Genomic DNA, 17,658 nt, shown 5'->3' on the forward strand with positions numbered 1-17,658 from the left:
TGAAACTTGAGGAGTGAAACAAAAAAATGGCAAAAGGCAGATTGATTGTCGTCGGTGGAGGCCTTGCTGGTTTGATGGCAACTATCAAAGCGGCAGAAGAAGGAACATCGGTCGACCTGTTCTCTCTTGTCCCGGTTAAACGTTCCCACTCCGTATGTGCCCAAGGCGGCATCAACGGTGCAGTAAATACAAAAGGGGAAGGCGACTCGCCTGCAATCCACTTCGATGACACTGTATATGGAGGAGACTTCCTTGCGAACCAGCCGCCGGTACAAGCGATGGCTGAAGCGGCACCTGGTATCATCCACTTATTGGACCGGATGGGAGTCATGTTCAACCGTACACCGGAAGGGCTGCTCGATTTCCGTCGTTTTGGTGGAACATTGCATCACCGTACTGCATTCGCAGGAGCAACTACGGGGCAGCAATTACTGTACGCATTGGATGAGCAAGTTCGGAGCCATGAGGTGGCGGGACTTGTACAGAAATACGAACACTGGGAATTCCTCGGCATCATCATGGACGAGGAAGGGGTTTGTCGTGGAATCAAAGCGCAGAATATGAAGACGATGGAAATCCAGGCGTTCAAAGCGGACGCAGTCATCATGGCAACTGGAGGCCCTGGTATCATCTTCGGTAAATCGACAAACTCGGTCATCAATACAGGATCCGCAGCATCGATCGTTTACCAACAAGGCGCTTACTATGCAAACGGCGAATTCATCCAAATCCACCCAACGGCAATCCCTGGAGACGACAAACTTCGTCTGATGAGTGAATCTGCACGGGGTGAAGGCGGTCGTGTCTGGACATATAAAGACGGTAAACCATGGTATTTCCTTGAAGAGAAATATCCGGATTACGGTAACCTCGTACCACGTGATATCGCTACACGTGAAATTTTTGATGTCTGCGTCAATCAAAAACTAGGCATCAACGGCGAAAACATGGTGTACTTGGATCTTTCCCACAAAGACCCGCATGAATTGGACATCAAACTGGGTGGGATTATCGAAATCTATGAGAAATTCACGGGCGACGATCCTCGTAAAGTCCCGATGAAAATCTTCCCGGCAGTCCACTATTCGATGGGCGGACTGTGGGTCGACTACGATCAAATGACGAACATCAAAGGCTTGTTCGCTGCTGGTGAGTGTGATTATTCACAACACGGTGCGAACCGACTTGGTGCCAACTCACTTCTTTCGGCAATTTACGGCGGTATGGTCGCTGGACCAAATGCTGTTAAATACATGAAAGGCTTGAAACGCACAGCGGAAGAGCTTCCAACCTCCATCTTCGAAAGCGCAATTCAAGAAGAACAAGAGAAATGGGATGCAACACTTGCGATGAATGGCACTGAGAATGCGTACGTTCTTCATAAAGAGCTCGGTGAATGGATGACTGACAATGTTACCGTAGTTCGTTACAACGATAAGCTGCAAGAGACGGATAACAAAATCCAAGAATTGCTGGAACGCTATGAAAACATCAATATCAACGATACGCAGAAATGGTCGAACCAAGGCGCGACATTCACTCGTCAATTGAAAAACATGTTATACTTAGCGAGAGTAATCACACTTGGAGCGCTAAATCGGAACGAAAGCCGCGGAGCCCATTACAAACCGGACTTCCCGAACCGTGACGATGAAAACTTCTTGAAAACAACGATGGCTAAATTTGATGGAAATTCAGCACCGATCTTCCATTATGAAGACGTTGACGTTTCCTTGATTCCGCCTCGTAAACGCGATTACTCAGCGAAGAAAGGAGATTGACGTAAGTGAGCGAAAATACAACAGCTGTAAAAACCGTCCGCTTTGAGATTCTTCGTCAAGATACAGCGACTTCGTCCCCATACTGGGAGAAGTTCGATGTTGAATATAGACCGAATATGAACGTCATTTCCGCGTTGATGGAAATTCGCCGGAATCCGGTGAATGCCGACGGGAAACAAACGGCACCGGTCAACTGGGACATGAACTGCCTGGAAGAAGTATGTGGAGCGTGCTCCATGGTCATCAACGGTCGTCCACGCCAGTCTTGTACTGCGTTGATCGACCAATTGACACAGCCGATCAAATTGGAACCGATGAAAACTTTCCCGGTTGTCCGTGACCTTGTCGTTGACCGTGAATTCATGTTCGACTCCTTGAAAAAGATCAAAGCATGGATTCCGATTGACGGAACGTATGACCTTGGAGAAGGTCCGCGGATGCCGGAACGGAAACGTCAATGGGCGTATGAACTTTCCAAATGTATGACATGCGGTGTCTGCTTGGAAGCTTGCCCGAACGTTAACGATAAAACAAACTTCATCGGCCCTGCCCTACTTTCCCAAGTGCGGTTGTTCAACTCGCATCCGACTGGTTCCATGAACCGGGACGAGCGTCTGGCAGCGATCATGGGAGACGGTGGGATCACCGAGTGCGGTAATGCTCAAAACTGTGTCGTCGCTTGCCCGAAAGGCATTCCGTTGACAACATCGATTGCAGCTATGAACCGTGCGACAACAGTTCAAATGTTCAAGAACTTCTTCGGAAGCGACCATATGGTAGACTAATTAAAGTCTCCAAACCTGCCCGGCATCTCGCTTGGCAGGTTTTTTGATTTTGTAAGAAGGAGAGAAGCTTGCTGTGACAGTATGGGGGCGGGCCATGACGGTTCGGCCGGGTCCTTACAGTTTGGTGGAGAGCCGGCCGGGCCCTTACAGTTTGATGAAGAGCCATGACAGTAGGGGAGATTACCCTTAGAATATCCTGAATTGCCATGACAGTTCGGCCGGGCCCTTACAGTTTGATGAAGAGCCATGACAGTATGGGGAATTGTCCTTAGAGTATCCCGAATTGCCATGACAGTTCGGCCGGGCCCTTACAGTTTGGTGGAGAGCCATGACAGTATGGGGAATTGCCCTTAGAGTATCCCGAATTGCCATGACAGTTCGGCCGGGCCCCTACAGTTTGATGAAGAGCCATGACAGTAGCCGTAATTGCCCTTAGAGTTCTCAGAAAAGCCATGAGAGTTTACCCCTCAAATTTCTATTTTGCTCGTATTCCTTCATTTCCATAACTAAGTTTGCTAGAATAAAAGAATGAACGATCATTCATTTCGAAGGGGGAGTTTGCAATGAAAATGGCATATATTAAGGATATGGAGGAATGGGCGGCGGATTTTGGGTTTTCCATTCAAGTATCTGTCCGAATTTCAGAGACAGATATGTATGGACATTTGAACAATACAGTGCCTTTCATCTATTTTGAACAGGCGAGGGCTGAATATTTCAAGAAGATTGGCTTGATGAATGATTGGCAGGTTCCGAATGGGGAAACCATTCCAGTTGTGGCGGATTTGCAATGTGATTTCGTAAAGCAAGTCTTCTTCGATGAAAACCTCTCCATTTATATTAAAGCAGCTGAAGTTGGCAATAGCTCCGTTGACACCCACTACATGGCGAAAAATGAAAAAGGGGAGGTTGTCTTCACCGGCAGGGGGACCCTAGTTCAAATTTCCAAAGTAACAGGAAAAGGAATTCCATGGACGGCTGAAGAAAAGTCGCTTTTTGTCAAGGAAAAAGTCAAGTAGCCGGCACAGCCTGTGACCCTTTCACATATTTTAAGGTGAAAGCGGATAGGAGGGGCGCGTCTTGACAGAGGAATCAAAAAACCGTTCCTTGCTGACGGCAAGAGAACGTGAAATTTTTCATCTGCTCGTTGACGATCATACGACAAAAGATATCGCGGGACGGCTCGGAATCAGCGAAAAGACGGTTCGGAACCACATCTCGAATACGATTCAAAAGCTGGGGGTTTCCGGCAGAGCTCAGGCAATCGTCGAATTATTAAGGTTAGGAGAACTGCGGTTACATTAATATGGAGGGCTCCCGTGGATGGAAGGTCCGCTGCTTGATAAGAAGCAGCGGACTTTCCTCCACTTTTTACAGATTTACATCAAATCTGCCTCGGTGTGTGGGTTTTAAAGGCACTTCGACGTCGCCCGGCTGACTCAGGACGCCACATTTGATTGCATCGTAGGAACTAGTAGGATTCGTACGTCTAAGGCTCTACTTGATTCAGCGAGCACTTTGCGATCAAGTTTAAGGTATTGCCAACTGCGCAAAAAAGGGTGACAATAAGTAAACAGGTTTCGTGTTTAGGGAGCTCGTTTACTTGTCAGAACAATGGCGCCTATTTAGATAAGATGATTGGCGGACTTTACTGAACAACAAGGGATAGACCTCTCACACTCGCTGACGAAACTGCATTATGAGAAGAAAAGGATCGAGGTGTGGAAGTGGATTCGCCAATCGGGATTATTGATTCGGGGGCTGGTGGGTTAACGGTCGTCAAAGAAATGTTGCGACGATTGCCTCAGGAACCGATCATTTATATAGGGGATAACGCGCGTTGCCCATATGGACCGCGTCCCGCAGAAGAAGTGAAAGAATTTACAACAGAGATGGTATCCAAACTTTCGGATATGGGAATCAAGATGTTGATCATCGCCTGCAATACGGCAACGGCGGTGGCGTTGGATGATATCCGAGCACAATTTCCATTTCCGGTTGTCGGCGTCATTGTGCCAGGTGCGCGTGCCGCTGTACAAGGGTCCCGTTTAGGGAATATCGCGGTTTTGGGGACTGCCGGAACGATAAACAGCGGCGCATATGAAGACGCAATCCGCGGGTTTTCGACAAATTCCGTCGTCTATCCATTGGCCTGCCCTGAATTCGTCCCTATAGTGGAAAGCGGGCAATACCATACAGAATATGCAAGTGAAGTCGTCGAACGGACGCTTCTTCCTTTGGCGGATGTTCCATTTGATGCAGCCATCCTGGGATGTACGCATTATCCTCTGTTGCAGGAGCATATTGCAAAGCATTTACCTGCTGGTGTGCAGATCATATCATCGGCAGTCGAGACGGTACGGGACGTGGAAGCGATACTGCAGGAGAAACAGCTTGCACGCCAATCGAATCAGCCGGCAGAACCGGTGTTTTATTCGACAGGCGAGGTGGACGCTTTCCGTTTGATCGTGGAAGATTGGTTATCCATTGATGGACCGGATGTAAGGCATATTGTATTATAAGAAGGCCCGGGATTCCCGTTTGGAGGGGTTCCGGGTTTTTGCGCTTGCAAAATAGGATATGATAAGATGGAGTCGCAAACAGAATGGTGGAGGTTGTCAAAATGAGGCATGATGGTAGATTGGCTGATATGAATCGGCCTGTGACGATAGAGACGAATTATTTGATTCATCCAGAGGGGTCTGTCCTAATTTCTGTCGGAAATACGAAAGTCATTTGCACGGCGACGATTGAAGAGAGGGTTCCTCCTTTTTTACGCGGCGGCGGAAAAGGATGGGTGACCGCAGAGTATTCCATGTTGCCCCGTGCAACCGGCCAACGGACACAGCGTGAATCGACACGTGGTAAAGTGGGCGGCCGGACGATGGAAATTCAGCGGCTGATCGGCCGGGCGATGCGTGCGGTAGTCGATTTGGAAGCATTGGGCGAGCGAACGATTTGGATTGACTGCGACGTCATCCAGGCAGACGGTGGGACTCGGACCGCTTCGATTACAGGAGCTTTTGTCGCAATGGCCTTGGCGGCGGCTAAACTGCAAGAAGTGAAAGGGTTGGTGAAGTATCCTGTTCTGGACTATCTCGCTGCGACTAGCGTCGGGAAGACGGTGGATGATGTATTGATCTTGGATCTTGATTATATCGAGGATTCGGAAGCGGCTGTCGATATGAACGTCGTCATGACGGGTGCAGGAGAATTTGTGGAACTTCAAGGAACCGGTGAAGAGTCAACCTTTACACGAGTGGAAATGAATGGTCTCGTCGAGCTTGCCGAGTTGGGGATTCGCCGGTTGATTGAATCGCAAAAAGAAGCGCTCGGCCCGATTGCGGAACGGATCGGGAACCGAGAGGAAGAGGACGCATCATGAGGGAGATTGTGATTGCCACTTCTAATAGAGGGAAAGCAAAAGACTTTGAAGCGTTATTTGCACCACAAGGAATCCGGGTGTTGACTTTACAGGACGTGGATCAGGCGATCGATGTGAAGGAGACGGGCGTTACGTTCGAAGAGAATGCTATTTTGAAAGCGGAAACGGTTTCCCAGTTGTTAGGGAAGACGGTCATTGCGGATGACAGCGGCTTGGAGATTGACGCATTGGATGGCCGCCCTGGCGTCTATTCTGCCCGTTACGCAGGACTCGACAAAAGTGATGAAGCGAATATCGACAAAGTGCTTAACGAACTGGCAGATGTGCCTGCAGCGGAAAGAACGGCACGTTTCCGCTGTGTGTTGGCGGTCGCCGGTCCGGGTCGGGAAACAGAGACGTTTTCGGGCAGTTGCGAAGGTGTCATCCATACGGAACGAAAGGGCGAGAACGGATTTGGCTATGATCCGATTTTCTATGTGCCCGACAAAGGAAAAACGATGGCAGAATTGACCCCGGATGAAAAAAATGCAATCTCCCATCGGGGAGCGGCATTGAGAAAAATGGAAATAAAGCTTTCTGATATCATTGTTGAGGGTGATGGAAAATGAAGTTAATTGTGATGAGTGATTCACACGGAGATCGGGAAACAGTGAAAGCCGTTTCCTCTCTTTCCGGTGACGCGACCTTCCATTGTGGAGACAGCGAACTGTCTTTTGATGATCCGCTTTTGGAAAACATCCATACAGTACGCGGCAATTGCGATTTGGATAGCCGCTTCCCTTCGTCTGTCCTTGTGGAAGTGGGCAACAAGAAGGTGCTTGCTGTCCATGGTCATGAACATGACGTCAAACGATCGTTGATGATGCTTTATTACACAGCAAAAGAGCAGGGCGCCGACATCGTCCTATTCGGACACTCCCATTTGTACGGGGCCGAAATGGAAGACGGCATCCTGTTTCTGAATCCGGGCAGCACACGCCTCCCACGGGGCGGCAAGGAAGCCACCTATGCCGTGATCGAGTGGGGGGAAACCCTGCGTATTTCTTTTCACGATATGAATAGTGGGGTTGTGGATTCATTGGAAATAAAGAACTTTACAAAAGAGCATTGACATTTCTCCCAACTCTCACTATAATAAAGTTTGTCGTTAGCAATCATTGGATTGTCTGCGCATGTCTCAGTAGCTCAGCAGGATAGAGCAACGGCCTTCTAAGCCGTCGGTCGGGGGTTCGAATCCCTCCTGGGACGTTTTCATTGTAAAAGTGGTTCTTTCAGAATCAGAACAGAAACGTTTGAAACCTTGTCGCACCAAGGGTTCAGGCGTTTTTTATTTTTATCTGGAATGCGATTGAATAAGATAGAAAACGATGCGCAGGTATACAAAATGTATACATGGTAAACGTCAGCTAGCGTAGATGGCAACGGCAATTTCTTCATCCCGTTCCTCCATTTCTTTCAACACATGCGCGTAGTGAAGGGACAGCACGAAAAACCGCTAGCATTGGCACATCTTTCAAAGGTTTGGCTCGTAGGGAAATCTTCATCGACGCTCGTGAGATCGCTGATAAAAAAGAAGTGAATGGTGAAGAAACAAACATCCCAATTGAGGAATACCAGCAATTACTAAAAGCGAAAGGGTCAGAAAAGCTTAAGGAATATATAGAGTTCCTTGGATTCGATTGTGAGTTGGATGTTACGAAAGAAAACACCAAGTACAATAAAGATTTCTTCTTGGGCGACTTGGTAACGATTCAGGATGAGCAGCTCGATCTGCTTTTCAACAGCCGTGTGATGGAGGCAGACGAAGTTTTTCAAAATGATGGGAAATCCATCTATGTGAAGGTTGGAAAATCTATCCCTACAGCTTTCGAGAAAATGAAAAAAGAAGTGAAGAATGTTGGTACTAGCTTTGCTGTGAAGGGTGAAAAAGGTGATCCAGGACCACCGGGCGACTCAGCAAATATCACGAAGGTTTCTGAATTAGAAAATGATGCGGGGTATGCTACTTCGTCGCAGGCTAACTACAAAGAGTAATGTAGGTCATTCCCATACCTCCCTGGGACCTACCACAAGCCAAGGTGCGTTTGGTTATTCAACTTCCCCAGTTGATATACCACAACCGACCTTTCGATATGACTTTATCAGAGATGCTCAAATACACGGGACCTATCGGACGATGCTTACCATAAGTGGATATTCAAGGGGAGCAGTTCAAATTTCGTTTCCTTATGGACATTACGGAGATAGAAACGTTTATTGGCGAGAACATAATTGGGATAACAATACTTGGGGTCCTTGGAAGCAATTCTGGCACAGTGGGAATACAGTTGTTGATTCCAATGGATTTATAAAAACACTGTAAGGGTGCTCATATAAAAAAGAGGTGATGCAAATGATGAAATTTGGAATGTTCAACTCGGTCGATGGAGATCGACGATATAAAGCAGATGATTTTGCACAGTATTTCTCCACGTTTATTGGTAATGGAATTTTTGTCAGGCCGTCTGACGGTTTGCAGGTCATGGCAGCAGGTAATTCGATGAATGTTGTTATCCGTCCGGGAAAAGGTTGGATAAATGGTTACTATCTCATCAATGACGAGGACTATATCTACACGATAGATAAGGGAGATGTGGCATTAAATCGTATTGATCGAATAGTTATGAGGTTAGATCACATTGAACGAAAAATGAGCGTAGGTATTAAAAAAGGTGCTCTGTCTACCTCTCTAGTTGCTCCTGCGCTGAAAAGAGATGCAGATGCTTACGAACTGGACTTAGCTGATATCTACGTTGCTAAAGGTGCTCTCACATTATCACAAGCCGCTATCACTGGGGCTGGTGGAGTAGGTGGTAGTGGTTCTGGAGCAGGTGGTGTTGGCGCAGGTGGCGGTTGGCGGTGGTGCTGTCCATAACGTTTCAGGTGCCAATGGCGGTGCTGGCGGAAAAGGAATGATGTTAATAGAATGGTGGGGATTGCCGTCATGAAGAGATTCGCTCAGATAGAGCTTGAAAAAGTACATTGGATTTTCGAAGCCGAAGAACGTCCGGAGTTTGCACCTAACATCGTATTGGTTGATATTACTGATCAACCAGACGTTCAAGAAGGTTGGCATTATGATTTTGCAACAGGAATATTTACAGAGCCAGCATTTGAACCAGAACCGATACCGGATCTGGAAAATAGTGAACCGCAACCATCCATGGAAGAAATACAGGTCCAAACCCTGCTGAATACTGAATTACTATTAATCTACAAAGAAATTGGAATGTAAAGGAGAAGATGAAAAATGATTTATAACGCATTGAAAATCGTTATTAATGGTGGTAATTACGACTATGAAGCGACGTTGACAAAAATGGATTTTTACTTACTGGGCGACCGAATTGATATTAAACAATACGATGAATTGAAAAGCGTGATGGATGCGCAGAAGGTTCCGTCGGAGTAAACGCAGCTTAGGCTAGCGTTATTTTTGTGGTTTAAATTCCCTCCCCGTCGTAATATGTAGATATACGGAGTTGTGAAGGGGGAAATGATATGGTAAATCATATAAATATTAATGAAATTGAGTTTATCATTAGTAATTATACCGAAGTTGTTGAAAAGTTCGAAGAAGAGTCTGAATTAGTGCTGGAATTGACACACCTCTGTGATGGTAATGAAAATATTTTTAAGTCATCTAAAGGCGCGGAAATTAACTTGATGCTCCTTTCAACAGTATATAAATTTATTAATCTTGTGGAACATTTCAAGAAAATCTCGGGTGCAATATGTGCAAAGTTTTTCGACGGTAATTATAAAGATATGAATAACGTTCTTTTAGATGATGACTTAACAGATGAATTAATTAGAATTCTTGAAAATAGAAATTATTTTGCTCATCTGTCCTCGACTGATCAAATTGTAAATTCAAATTTCGAATCAAGAATTATGAATACTTTAACCAAAGAAATGGATCATATTATTAAAAGGTATGGCATTGCATTTTCATTGTAGGACCAAAATATGTAGCAGCAAAACTTTTTAGTAGGTGTTTTATTATGCCTTCTAAACGATGTTATTCAACTAACGGACTAGATAGGTGTAGATTGAACTTCTTAATTGTATAGTTTATTATAATCTGAAAGCTAAAAACTGGACTTAACGAAAGAAGGTGATAAGTATATGTTGGGTTATTATAGCAAGCTCTCTTCGGAGGTATATGACATAGACAAATATATCGGTCTTTCGTTTGGAGATGTGGAATTTTATAGTGATAGATTAGCTTCTTGTACAGGTAATATTCTTGAACCAGGAGTAGGTACGGGACGCATTCTTATTCCACTTTTAGAAAAAGGTTTGAAAGTTGACGGTTTCGATGTTTCAGAAGAAATGTTAAAAATATGTCGAAATAATTGTGAAAAAAGAGGGCTGAAGCCAAAACTATTTAAAGGAAAAATGGAGTCGTTTTCATTAGATGCAGAATATGAAGCGATTATCATACCAACGGGCACATTCTTGCTTCTACATAAAAGAGAGGACTCCATTAAAGCATTAAAAAACTTTTTCAGTCATCTCTCTAATGGTGGCATGCTTATAGTAGATATATTTTTACAAACCGAGGTATCGACAAACAAAATATCGACGAGAACTTGGGAATCTAAGAGTGGTGGTATGATCACATTAGAAGATAAAATTGTCGAAGTTGACCATGTTAATCAATACACAGTTTCTCATAATCGCTATGAAAAGTGGGACAACGGAAAACTTATACAAACAGAATTAGAGCGATTTCCACTTCGTTGGTACGGAATTGAAGAGTTTAAAATGATTCTTGAACAGATTGGGTTTGAGGATATAATTATCTCAGCAGATTATAAGTACGGACAATACCCAACAGATCCAACTCAAATAATTACATTTGAAGCCATTGTTAAGAAATAATCTTCCATTATCAGGCGCTTAATTGAAAGAAGTCAACGTAAATTATTGGCTTTTTATATCGCATTCGGACGCTAATGTGCAGCAAATATCAGGTCCCGGCCGCGGAGTATTTGGCGGCAGAAATTGAAAAAGAAAGTAAATAAGCGTCTATGCAACTCTAGACGCTTATTCAGACCCAACTATTTAATTTATTTCATTTTTCAAATCATCTATCTTATCTTGGATAACAAAATGATGATAAATCGTTAATACAATAACGACCACACTTAGAGCGCTGGATAAAATAGCGCCGCCTACAAGGATACGATTTGTTCTTGGGTAAAACATTTGATCACCACTTTTTTTATTAATATGGCCAATCATTAAGAAATTATGCAAAGGTTGAATGTCCCAGGAACCGGGTGAATAGTTATGGGTAAATAGAAGGACTCCCTCTCGATATGTCGAATATTCTGACAGACGGGGGGTATCATGAAAACCAAAGTGACGACGGTAGACGGCAAGGTACATCTCGTCCACGGCCATCCAGAGGACTTTATGCAGCAGATAGGCGGGGTCGGAGTGAGCCGAGAACAGTCTTTAACGTCTGTCACCGCCGAGAAAATAAAAATGGCTGACATCATGATGATGCAGATAGCAAAAGAGTGAGCGTCCCTTTGGGGGCGTTCTTTTTATTTAGCCTGAACAAAGAAAGGGAAAGATTCGAAGTAATGATTGAACAGTCTGAAAAGGGAGTATTTCATTGAATTGACTATTTTTTTCAGGCTGGTGAAACGAATTTATTATCGTTCCATGTTTGTCCCTATCAATAATAATGTAATTTCATACATTATTATTGAACGAAAATTTTAAAATAGAAAGGAGGAACATAAATTGAGATTAGAATCGAGTGAAGACTTATGTGGAGAATTTGCGCGTATCCTTGGAGGAAGCGGTAGTATAGTAAATGGAGCTTGTCTTGTGCAAAAATTTAGAGATATTCGATTTACTATTCTTGGAAGAAGAACAAGGTCACCTTTAGTGATTCCACAATTTTTTTCTTTTGAAGATTTGGACAGAAATAGAAACGCGCTAAACCTCGGAGAAACCGTACTTTTACAAGAGGAGATTAACCCATTACTCACAGAGCTGAGAAAGAGAAATATAATTGTTACTGCCGTACACAATCATTGGTTATTTGAGGAACCACGGGCAATGTATATGCACTTTGAGTCTGTCGAACCGCCCCTTGAATTTGCAAGGAAAGTTCGAGAAGCATTTAGAGTACTAAAAAAATGATCTGGATAAATTAAAGATAAGAACGTCCACGCCGGGCGTTCTTTTTGTTTGCTCAAAATTTAGATGAAGGGTGAGATATATGCAAATGATTGAATGGCTATCGAGATTCTTGGAATCGGACAACACTAAATTAATTTACATCCTAGCGCTTATCATGGGCGCCAACATTATTGATTTTACGATTGGATGGTTAAACGCAAGGCTAAATCCTAACATTAAATTTTCAAGCGCAAAAGCAATTTACGGGCGTAAGTTGCTTTTATTCATTTTGCTTGTTTACTCAATCCCGGTTGCACTATTGATGCCGGAGCCGTTAGGGATTAGTGTCTTGTATGTCTTGTATTTTGGTTATCTATTGAGCGAGATAAATTCAGTGCTGCATCACTTTAAACTGGCTGATGTTGACAAGTCGATGGATCCTTACATTGATTTTTTTAAAGCGATTTTTACAAAGAAAGGCGCGAAATAATATGGCTAAAATCATCGACATCCGGAATAAGACACCCCGTACCAACGGGACCCGAAAGTTGTCGGCCATCAAAAACATTGCCCGGCACCATTCCGCTACCACATCCGGAAATTGGGACTCATTTTGGCGACACTGGAACGGCAAACTTGGATGGGGCACAGGCGGCTATCATGAGATCATCCTACCGGACGGATCGGTGGATCTTTGTTACGACCCGGAAGAGATCACGAATGGCGTCGGCGGACAAAATTCGCACATCTACAATATTTGTCTGGTCGGAAATGGCTCATTTACTGAGGCGCAGGAGCGTACATTTGATGAGCGAGCTCGGTACTGGATGCAACAGCTAGGGTTGTCGGCCAAAGACGTGAAAGGGCATAACGAATTTCCCAAACAGTCCACTAATTGCCCAGGCACTGACATGAATATTGTTCGGACGCGGCTTGCTGGACCCGTGGCATCCACTCAGGCGCCGAGCAAAAAGGAGGATTCGGAATTGAAATTTACAAGCAAAGCGGCCCGAGAGTTATGGGAAACATTTATCGACAGCAAAGCCCAGCGAGAAATTGTCATACAGGCTGCCGTAAATGCTGGATACAGCGACACGTGGATTCAGGATCTGTAAGAAGGCAAAGTCGAACTTGGAGATTTTGCCGGGTTGATGGCCGGTACGATTGTAAAGCAGCACAAGCAAAATAATTAAAGTGCATTTGGCCATAATGTAAACATTGACATGACGCGGTTTGTAAATTGGCCGAATATCAGTTAAAGCACCCTATCCATGTGGACGGGTGCTTTTTTTATTTACTCATCATATGGTCTGTATTTCTTACGAAGCGATTCAAGCTCCTCTTTTTTTTCTAGTACCACACTTTTCAAAAACATTTTCGGTTGTTCCTTGACGGCAATTAATTTCCCATCCTTCACTAATTGCCCCAGACGAGCTTTCGATATGTCTAATACCTCAGCTGCTTCTGCGGCAGATAATAACTCTTCCTTTAAAAAATCGAGGAGTTCCTCAGTAGTAGCAAATTTATATTCCATATTATCACCGTTTCTTTTCGGGTTTTGAGGCAAGTTCATCTCGTTCTTTTAACAATCTTTTTTGTTTACGTTTAAGTACTCCACTTGTTCACCTCCTTTCTATAATATTAATTATACTACACCTATTCAATAAAGTAAATAGATTTTAATGATTTTTATGCGAAATGACTGCTTTTTAGCTTTCTTAGTTGGTAACTTTTAATAATTTCTGTTTATGGTTGATAACAGAACAATAGTTCACATATAATAATTAAAAAGGAGGGGAACGAGTGTGCGTAAAATGTTGGAGCGGTCGGTAAAGTATGGAGAGATGCTGGATATGATGTATATGGACGGTAAAGGAAATGTCAGTCAAAGGAGAATCAAAGTGCAGCGAGTGGGGGAGTTGACATTATGGGCTTACTGCTATGCGCGGGAGTCCAATCGGACGTTTACCATTGACAATATACTTGCACTTGTTCCCGTAACACGAAAGGAAAGAATGGTCATTTGATTGGAGGTATAAGGGGGGAGGTTAATACCATCCGAGGCGTTACCGCACTTCGAGAACGCGATTTATTTTCCGTTGCTGATTACAATATTGGAAATGGATCGGCAATTGATTGAGCGAGGCCCGCACAAATTAAAGGCTCCATATCTTAAAATGATTGATGGGGCGCTGGCTGCTATCCAGCAGGAGTCAAAAGAGACGAATCAATTTCTGCGGTCGAATCAGATGCGTGTTGAAAAAGGCGGGAATGACGGCACGTTCACAGAGTACATCTTCTTCTACAGTGGCTATGAAGATCCGCGCAGCTACTTGAATGTCCGATTAAAAAATCGCTCGGAAGAATTAATGAATGTTTATCTTGATAAGGCAACAGTTGATAAGGGGGTAATTAGATGATAATCACGAAACAAAAAATGGACAGTGTCGATGTTGATTCTGCAGTGTGTCTAAAAATTGCAAGTGGCCAGAGATCGAAATAAACAAATATAAAAAAGCCACTCTGGTGAGTGACTCGATAATTTAATACTCTATCAAATTGGTGTTATCTCTTTCCGGAATTACCAATTCAACTCTAACTTTTTGAGCACCTCAGTCCCTACATAACGCTTCAGTACCACCAAGATCTCTACAATGTCTTTCATCTTCAATAGTAATTGTATTTCCATCATCATATCGATTGTTATACGTATCTGGATCAAAGAAATTAAATAAAGCAAACGCAATTACTATAATGATAATGATGAAACCTAAACATCCACAACCAAGATTTTCTTCCAAACTATTCATCTCCGACATACACATAGTATTTTTATTTTCATAATACCATTTATCTAATTTAATAGTCCTATTTTTTACTATATCTGAACATGAATAAAAAAACGACCGCATCAGCAGTCGTAATCATAGATATTAATTTCCACACCACGGACTACCAATGTTTGCTACAAATCAAAAAACGCATATTTTTATATTGCACCTCCTAGTATGGCCGATCTATCAACTTGAAATTGAAGTGCAGAAACGTCTTGCACGTCGATGAAATGTATTTGCAGGGGATTCTCAGATCTACGGAAAATTTTGGGGAAAAGGCGCTTGCCCGGCAGCGGAGTACAATAATCTTGCTGAAAATGTCATCCGACCGAACGTCATTAACATAACTAGATGAAAGAAAGGATAATAATGAATAAATACAGTATTGTTAATACCACAAAAGCAGAAAGAGAAAAATTTGTCGCTAATGCTGAAGCAATTAATTCGTTGGGGGCTGAAGCATTAACGAAAGAAAATCGAGCTTAATTACAAATGTACGTTGATGGTGAAATCGAACTTGATGATTTGCAAAAAAAGATAATTGATAAATTTAAAAAATATTAAAAAATTATCTATTAAGCTTTTTTTACTTAGATAAAGTAGAAAAGAGTAGATTTTAAATGATCGATCCTTCTGTTATTCCAAACACAATTGTATTGAAAAATAAACTTGGTATCACAGACCTTAAAGAATTGAATCAAGCTTCTATGCAACGGGGGGGATAAGCTTCACGAGGTAACCAAAAGATATTAGTCGGCAATCGATCCAGTAACATTGATAGGGGAGACTATGCAGGGAGACAGCCTGATTTTTGATAGCACTTCCTTCATAATTTTTCACTACAATTCTAACTTCTACATAATTATTAGAAACAGTACCCGATACTTTGCTAATAATTGGGTGAAAAAGACATAACTAACTTTGTATCGCTAAAGCTAAATCGTTTGACGTTGAAATATTCACTGTTGAATAGTTCGAAGAAAAGGAAGAGTAATCACGCGCTTAACAGACTAGTCTTGGTGGTTGGCACCGCCTGAAGTTAGTCGATGCATGTCCAATACAATAGGGTTCGCTTGTATTAGACCTGCGCTTCCAATCTAATTCCATTCTAATAATTGGTTGATATTTATGGTCCGTCTATTCAAATTAATCACAATTAACCGAAAATAATAGTTGACTAGGTAGATTCCATGTTGTAACATCTTAAATATATTCTAGAGGAAAGCGCTTTACTAATTGAAAAGTGGAGGTGCGGAGGGTTATTTTATTGATTCGAACCATGATTTCTAAATTTTTTCATGCAAACTTAAATACCAATTTTTTATTTGAGTAAAAAATACTCATGGGTATGTATTGACAGACTGATTGGCTTACTCGCAAGATGAAATCTTGGATTACTTAAGCTTTTACTCTAGTGAATATAATTTCAATTTTAAAAGTGTAAACTTGTTCCGTAATAATACCTACCAGTACGTATTATTTTTCTATTCAGACAAATAAAGTGTTTAATCATAAAAATGGGAGGTTTATTTAATGACTTACAACTTAACAGAGGATCAAGAAACATTAAGAAAGACGATTGGACGATTTGCCAATGAAAAAGTATCCCCTTTGGCTGAGGAAATTGAGCATAGCGGAGATTATCCAGACGAATTGATCGGCATGATGAATGAATTGGGGATTATGGGGCTGCCTTACGAAGAAAAGTATGGGGGCGGCGGTGCCGATCTACTTACAATGAGCATTGCCATGGAAGAGTTGGCCAAAGTTTGTGCGAATACTGCAATGGTTCCTATTACACAGGAACTAGGCGCAATGCCGATTGTGGTGATGGGAAATGAAGAGCAAAAAGAAAAGTACCTTTCCAAAATTGCGACTGGTGAGTATCGAATTGCCTTTGCGTTAACAGAGCCTGATGCGGGTTCCGATGTAGCCTCCATGAAATCAACCGCTGTTCGTGATGGAGATAATTACATCCTGAACGGTGCGAAAAGATTCATCTCTTACGCAGATGTGGCAGATGTTTTTAGTTTTTTTGCCAAAACAGATATTTCTCAAGGGAATAATGGGATTAGCAGTTTCATAGTGGAGCGAAATACACCGGGAATTACCATAGGGAAAAAAGAAAATAAAATGGGTTTTAAAGGATTTTCTTCTTGTGAAGTATTTTTTGATAATGTCGTTGTACCAAAAGCTAATTTATTAGGAGAGGAAGGGGATGGATTTAAAATCGCAATGGAAACATTGGATAAAACAAGACCTCTTGTTGCGATTTGTGGAGTTGGATTAGCACAAGGCGCATTGGATTATGCGATTGATTATTCCAAAACGCGAACGCAATTTGGAAAACCGATATCTCGCTTCCAGGGATTGCAATGGATGATGGCTGATATGGCTATGCAAATTGAGGCATCGAGACAATTAGTCTATAAAGCTGCGACGGTGGTGGATCGCAATGAAACAAAATCATCCATGCTAGGCGCCATGTCGAAGTGTTTTGCTACAGATGTAGCGATGAAAGTAACGACTGACGCGCTTCAAATTGTTGGTGGATCAGGTTATATGAAAGAATATCCGACTGAGCGATATTTCAGGCAAGCCAAATTATTGCAAATTGTTGAGGGCACGAACCAGATTCAAAGAGTTGTGATTGCGGGTCAATTATTGAAATAAAGTGAGGTGTCTGAAAT

General features: G+C 42.8%; 23 protein-coding genes, 1 tRNA gene and 1 pseudogene. 22 read left to right on the plus strand and 3 right to left on the minus strand.

Going from position 1 to position 17,658, the window contains the following annotated elements:
• Positions 1-26: 26 nt before the first annotated feature.
• From sdhA to MKY41_RS01595, 9 genes are all read left to right on the plus strand, one after another.
• Entirely contained in the window at positions 27-1,781 is a 1,755-nt protein-coding gene (gene sdhA, locus MKY41_RS01555) for a succinate dehydrogenase flavoprotein subunit (RefSeq protein ID WP_340743377.1), read from the plus strand.
• Positions 1,782-1,786: 5 nt separating this feature from the next.
• Positions 1,787-2,566, plus strand: coding sequence for a succinate dehydrogenase iron-sulfur subunit (gene sdhB / locus MKY41_RS01560; RefSeq protein WP_340743378.1), 780 nt, complete (start codon positions 1,787-1,789; stop codon positions 2,564-2,566).
• 563 nt (positions 2,567-3,129) lie between these two features.
• On the plus strand, positions 3,130-3,585 hold the full coding sequence (locus tag MKY41_RS01565; RefSeq protein WP_340743379.1) for an acyl-CoA thioesterase: 456 nt from the start codon (positions 3,130-3,132) through the stop codon (positions 3,583-3,585).
• Between the two features lie 61 nt (positions 3,586-3,646).
• Entirely contained in the window at positions 3,647-3,871 is a 225-nt protein-coding gene (locus MKY41_RS01570; RefSeq protein WP_041075409.1) for a helix-turn-helix domain-containing protein, read from the plus strand.
• A 416-nt stretch (positions 3,872-4,287) separates the two neighbouring features.
• A complete protein-coding gene (racE, locus tag MKY41_RS01575; RefSeq protein WP_340743380.1) occupies positions 4,288-5,088 on the plus strand; it encodes a glutamate racemase in 801 nt (266 codons plus the stop codon).
• Between the two features lie 101 nt (positions 5,089-5,189).
• A complete protein-coding gene (rph, locus tag MKY41_RS01580; protein ID WP_340743381.1) occupies positions 5,190-5,951 on the plus strand; it encodes a ribonuclease PH in 762 nt (253 codons plus the stop codon).
• The gene (locus MKY41_RS01585) at positions 5,948-6,559 is read left to right on the plus strand and encodes an XTP/dITP diphosphatase (protein ID WP_340743382.1); all 612 of its coding nucleotides are present in this window, start codon (positions 5,948-5,950) and stop codon (positions 6,557-6,559) included. Before rph ends, MKY41_RS01585 begins: the two co-directional genes overlap by 4 nt.
• Positions 6,556-7,062: a metallophosphoesterase gene (locus MKY41_RS01590; RefSeq protein ID WP_340743383.1), complete on the plus strand. Its 507-nt coding sequence runs from the start codon at positions 6,556-6,558 to the stop codon at positions 7,060-7,062. Before MKY41_RS01585 ends, MKY41_RS01590 begins: the two co-directional genes overlap by 4 nt.
• Positions 7,063-7,125: 63 nt before the next feature.
• Positions 7,126-7,199 (plus strand) — tRNA-Arg (locus MKY41_RS01595).
• Between the two features lie 3 nt (positions 7,200-7,202).
• Here MKY41_RS01595 and MKY41_RS01600 read toward each other — a convergent pair.
• A complete protein-coding gene (locus tag MKY41_RS01600; protein ID WP_340743384.1) occupies positions 7,203-7,388 on the minus strand; it encodes a hypothetical protein in 186 nt (61 codons plus the stop codon).
• Between the two features lie 45 nt (positions 7,389-7,433).
• On the opposite strand from MKY41_RS01600, the pseudogene MKY41_RS01605 reads away from it, so the two are divergent.
• From MKY41_RS01605 to MKY41_RS01650, 10 genes and pseudogenes are all read left to right on the plus strand, one after another.
• Positions 7,434-7,985 (plus strand): annotated as a pseudogene (locus tag MKY41_RS01605) (Gp37-like protein); the annotation flags it as partial.
• 358 nt (positions 7,986-8,343) lie between these two features.
• Complete coding sequence (locus tag MKY41_RS01610; RefSeq protein ID WP_340743385.1) at positions 8,344-8,865, plus strand: hypothetical protein; 522 nt, start codon at positions 8,344-8,346, stop codon at positions 8,863-8,865.
• 69 nt (positions 8,866-8,934) lie between these two features.
• Positions 8,935-9,225: a hypothetical protein gene (locus MKY41_RS01615; RefSeq protein ID WP_340743386.1), complete on the plus strand. Its 291-nt coding sequence runs from the start codon at positions 8,935-8,937 to the stop codon at positions 9,223-9,225.
• A 15-nt stretch (positions 9,226-9,240) separates the two neighbouring features.
• Positions 9,241-9,402 carry a hypothetical protein gene (locus tag MKY41_RS01620; RefSeq protein ID WP_340743387.1) on the plus strand — a complete coding sequence of 54 codons (162 nt, stop codon included), beginning with the start codon at positions 9,241-9,243 and terminating at the stop codon, positions 9,400-9,402.
• Between the two features lie 89 nt (positions 9,403-9,491).
• Complete coding sequence (locus MKY41_RS01625; protein ID WP_340743388.1) at positions 9,492-9,950, plus strand: hypothetical protein; 459 nt, start codon at positions 9,492-9,494, stop codon at positions 9,948-9,950.
• Positions 9,951-10,118: 168 nt separating this feature from the next.
• Positions 10,119-10,877: a class I SAM-dependent methyltransferase gene (locus tag MKY41_RS01630; protein ID WP_340743389.1), complete on the plus strand. Its 759-nt coding sequence runs from the start codon at positions 10,119-10,121 to the stop codon at positions 10,875-10,877.
• A gap of 471 nt (positions 10,878-11,348) precedes the next feature.
• Positions 11,349-11,525, plus strand: a complete 177-nt coding sequence (locus MKY41_RS01635) for a hypothetical protein (RefSeq protein ID WP_340743390.1) — start codon at positions 11,349-11,351, stop codon at positions 11,523-11,525.
• A gap of 225 nt (positions 11,526-11,750) precedes the next feature.
• Positions 11,751-12,155 (plus strand): DUF1259 domain-containing protein, encoded by a 405-nt coding sequence (locus tag MKY41_RS01640; RefSeq protein ID WP_340743391.1) that lies wholly within the window; start codon positions 11,751-11,753, stop codon positions 12,153-12,155.
• Between the two features lie 79 nt (positions 12,156-12,234).
• The gene (locus MKY41_RS01645) at positions 12,235-12,624 is read left to right on the plus strand and encodes a phage holin family protein (RefSeq protein WP_340743392.1); all 390 of its coding nucleotides are present in this window, start codon (positions 12,235-12,237) and stop codon (positions 12,622-12,624) included.
• 1 nt (position 12,625) lies between these two features.
• Positions 12,626-13,249, plus strand: a complete 624-nt coding sequence (locus MKY41_RS01650; protein WP_340743393.1) for a peptidoglycan recognition protein family protein — start codon at positions 12,626-12,628, stop codon at positions 13,247-13,249.
• Positions 13,250-13,428: 179 nt separating this feature from the next.
• Here MKY41_RS01650 and MKY41_RS01655 read toward each other — a convergent pair whose 3' ends face one another.
• On the minus strand, positions 13,429-13,668 hold the full coding sequence (locus tag MKY41_RS01655) for a DNA-binding protein (RefSeq protein WP_340743394.1): 240 nt from the start codon (positions 13,666-13,668) through the stop codon (positions 13,429-13,431).
• Positions 13,669-13,948: 280 nt separating this feature from the next.
• On the opposite strand from MKY41_RS01655, the gene MKY41_RS01660 reads away from it, so the two are divergent.
• The gene (locus MKY41_RS01660; protein WP_340745604.1) at positions 13,949-14,161 is read left to right on the plus strand and encodes a transcriptional regulator; all 213 of its coding nucleotides are present in this window, start codon (positions 13,949-13,951) and stop codon (positions 14,159-14,161) included.
• A gap of 72 nt (positions 14,162-14,233) precedes the next feature.
• Entirely contained in the window at positions 14,234-14,554 is a 321-nt protein-coding gene (locus MKY41_RS01665; protein ID WP_340743395.1) for a hypothetical protein, read from the plus strand.
• Positions 14,555-14,746: 192 nt separating this feature from the next.
• Here MKY41_RS01665 and MKY41_RS01670 read toward each other — a convergent pair whose 3' ends face one another.
• A complete protein-coding gene (locus MKY41_RS01670) occupies positions 14,747-14,935 on the minus strand; it encodes a hypothetical protein (protein ID WP_340743396.1) in 189 nt (62 codons plus the stop codon).
• A gap of 1,566 nt (positions 14,936-16,501) precedes the next feature.
• Here MKY41_RS01670 and MKY41_RS01675 point away from each other — a divergent pair.
• Positions 16,502-17,641: an acyl-CoA dehydrogenase family protein gene (locus MKY41_RS01675; RefSeq protein WP_340743397.1), complete on the plus strand. Its 1,140-nt coding sequence runs from the start codon at positions 16,502-16,504 to the stop codon at positions 17,639-17,641.
• The last annotated feature ends 17 nt before the right edge of the window (positions 17,642-17,658 follow it).

The organism is Sporosarcina sp. FSL W7-1349 (assembly GCF_038003045.1).
Lineage (GTDB): Bacteria > Bacillota > Bacilli > Bacillales_A > Planococcaceae > Sporosarcina.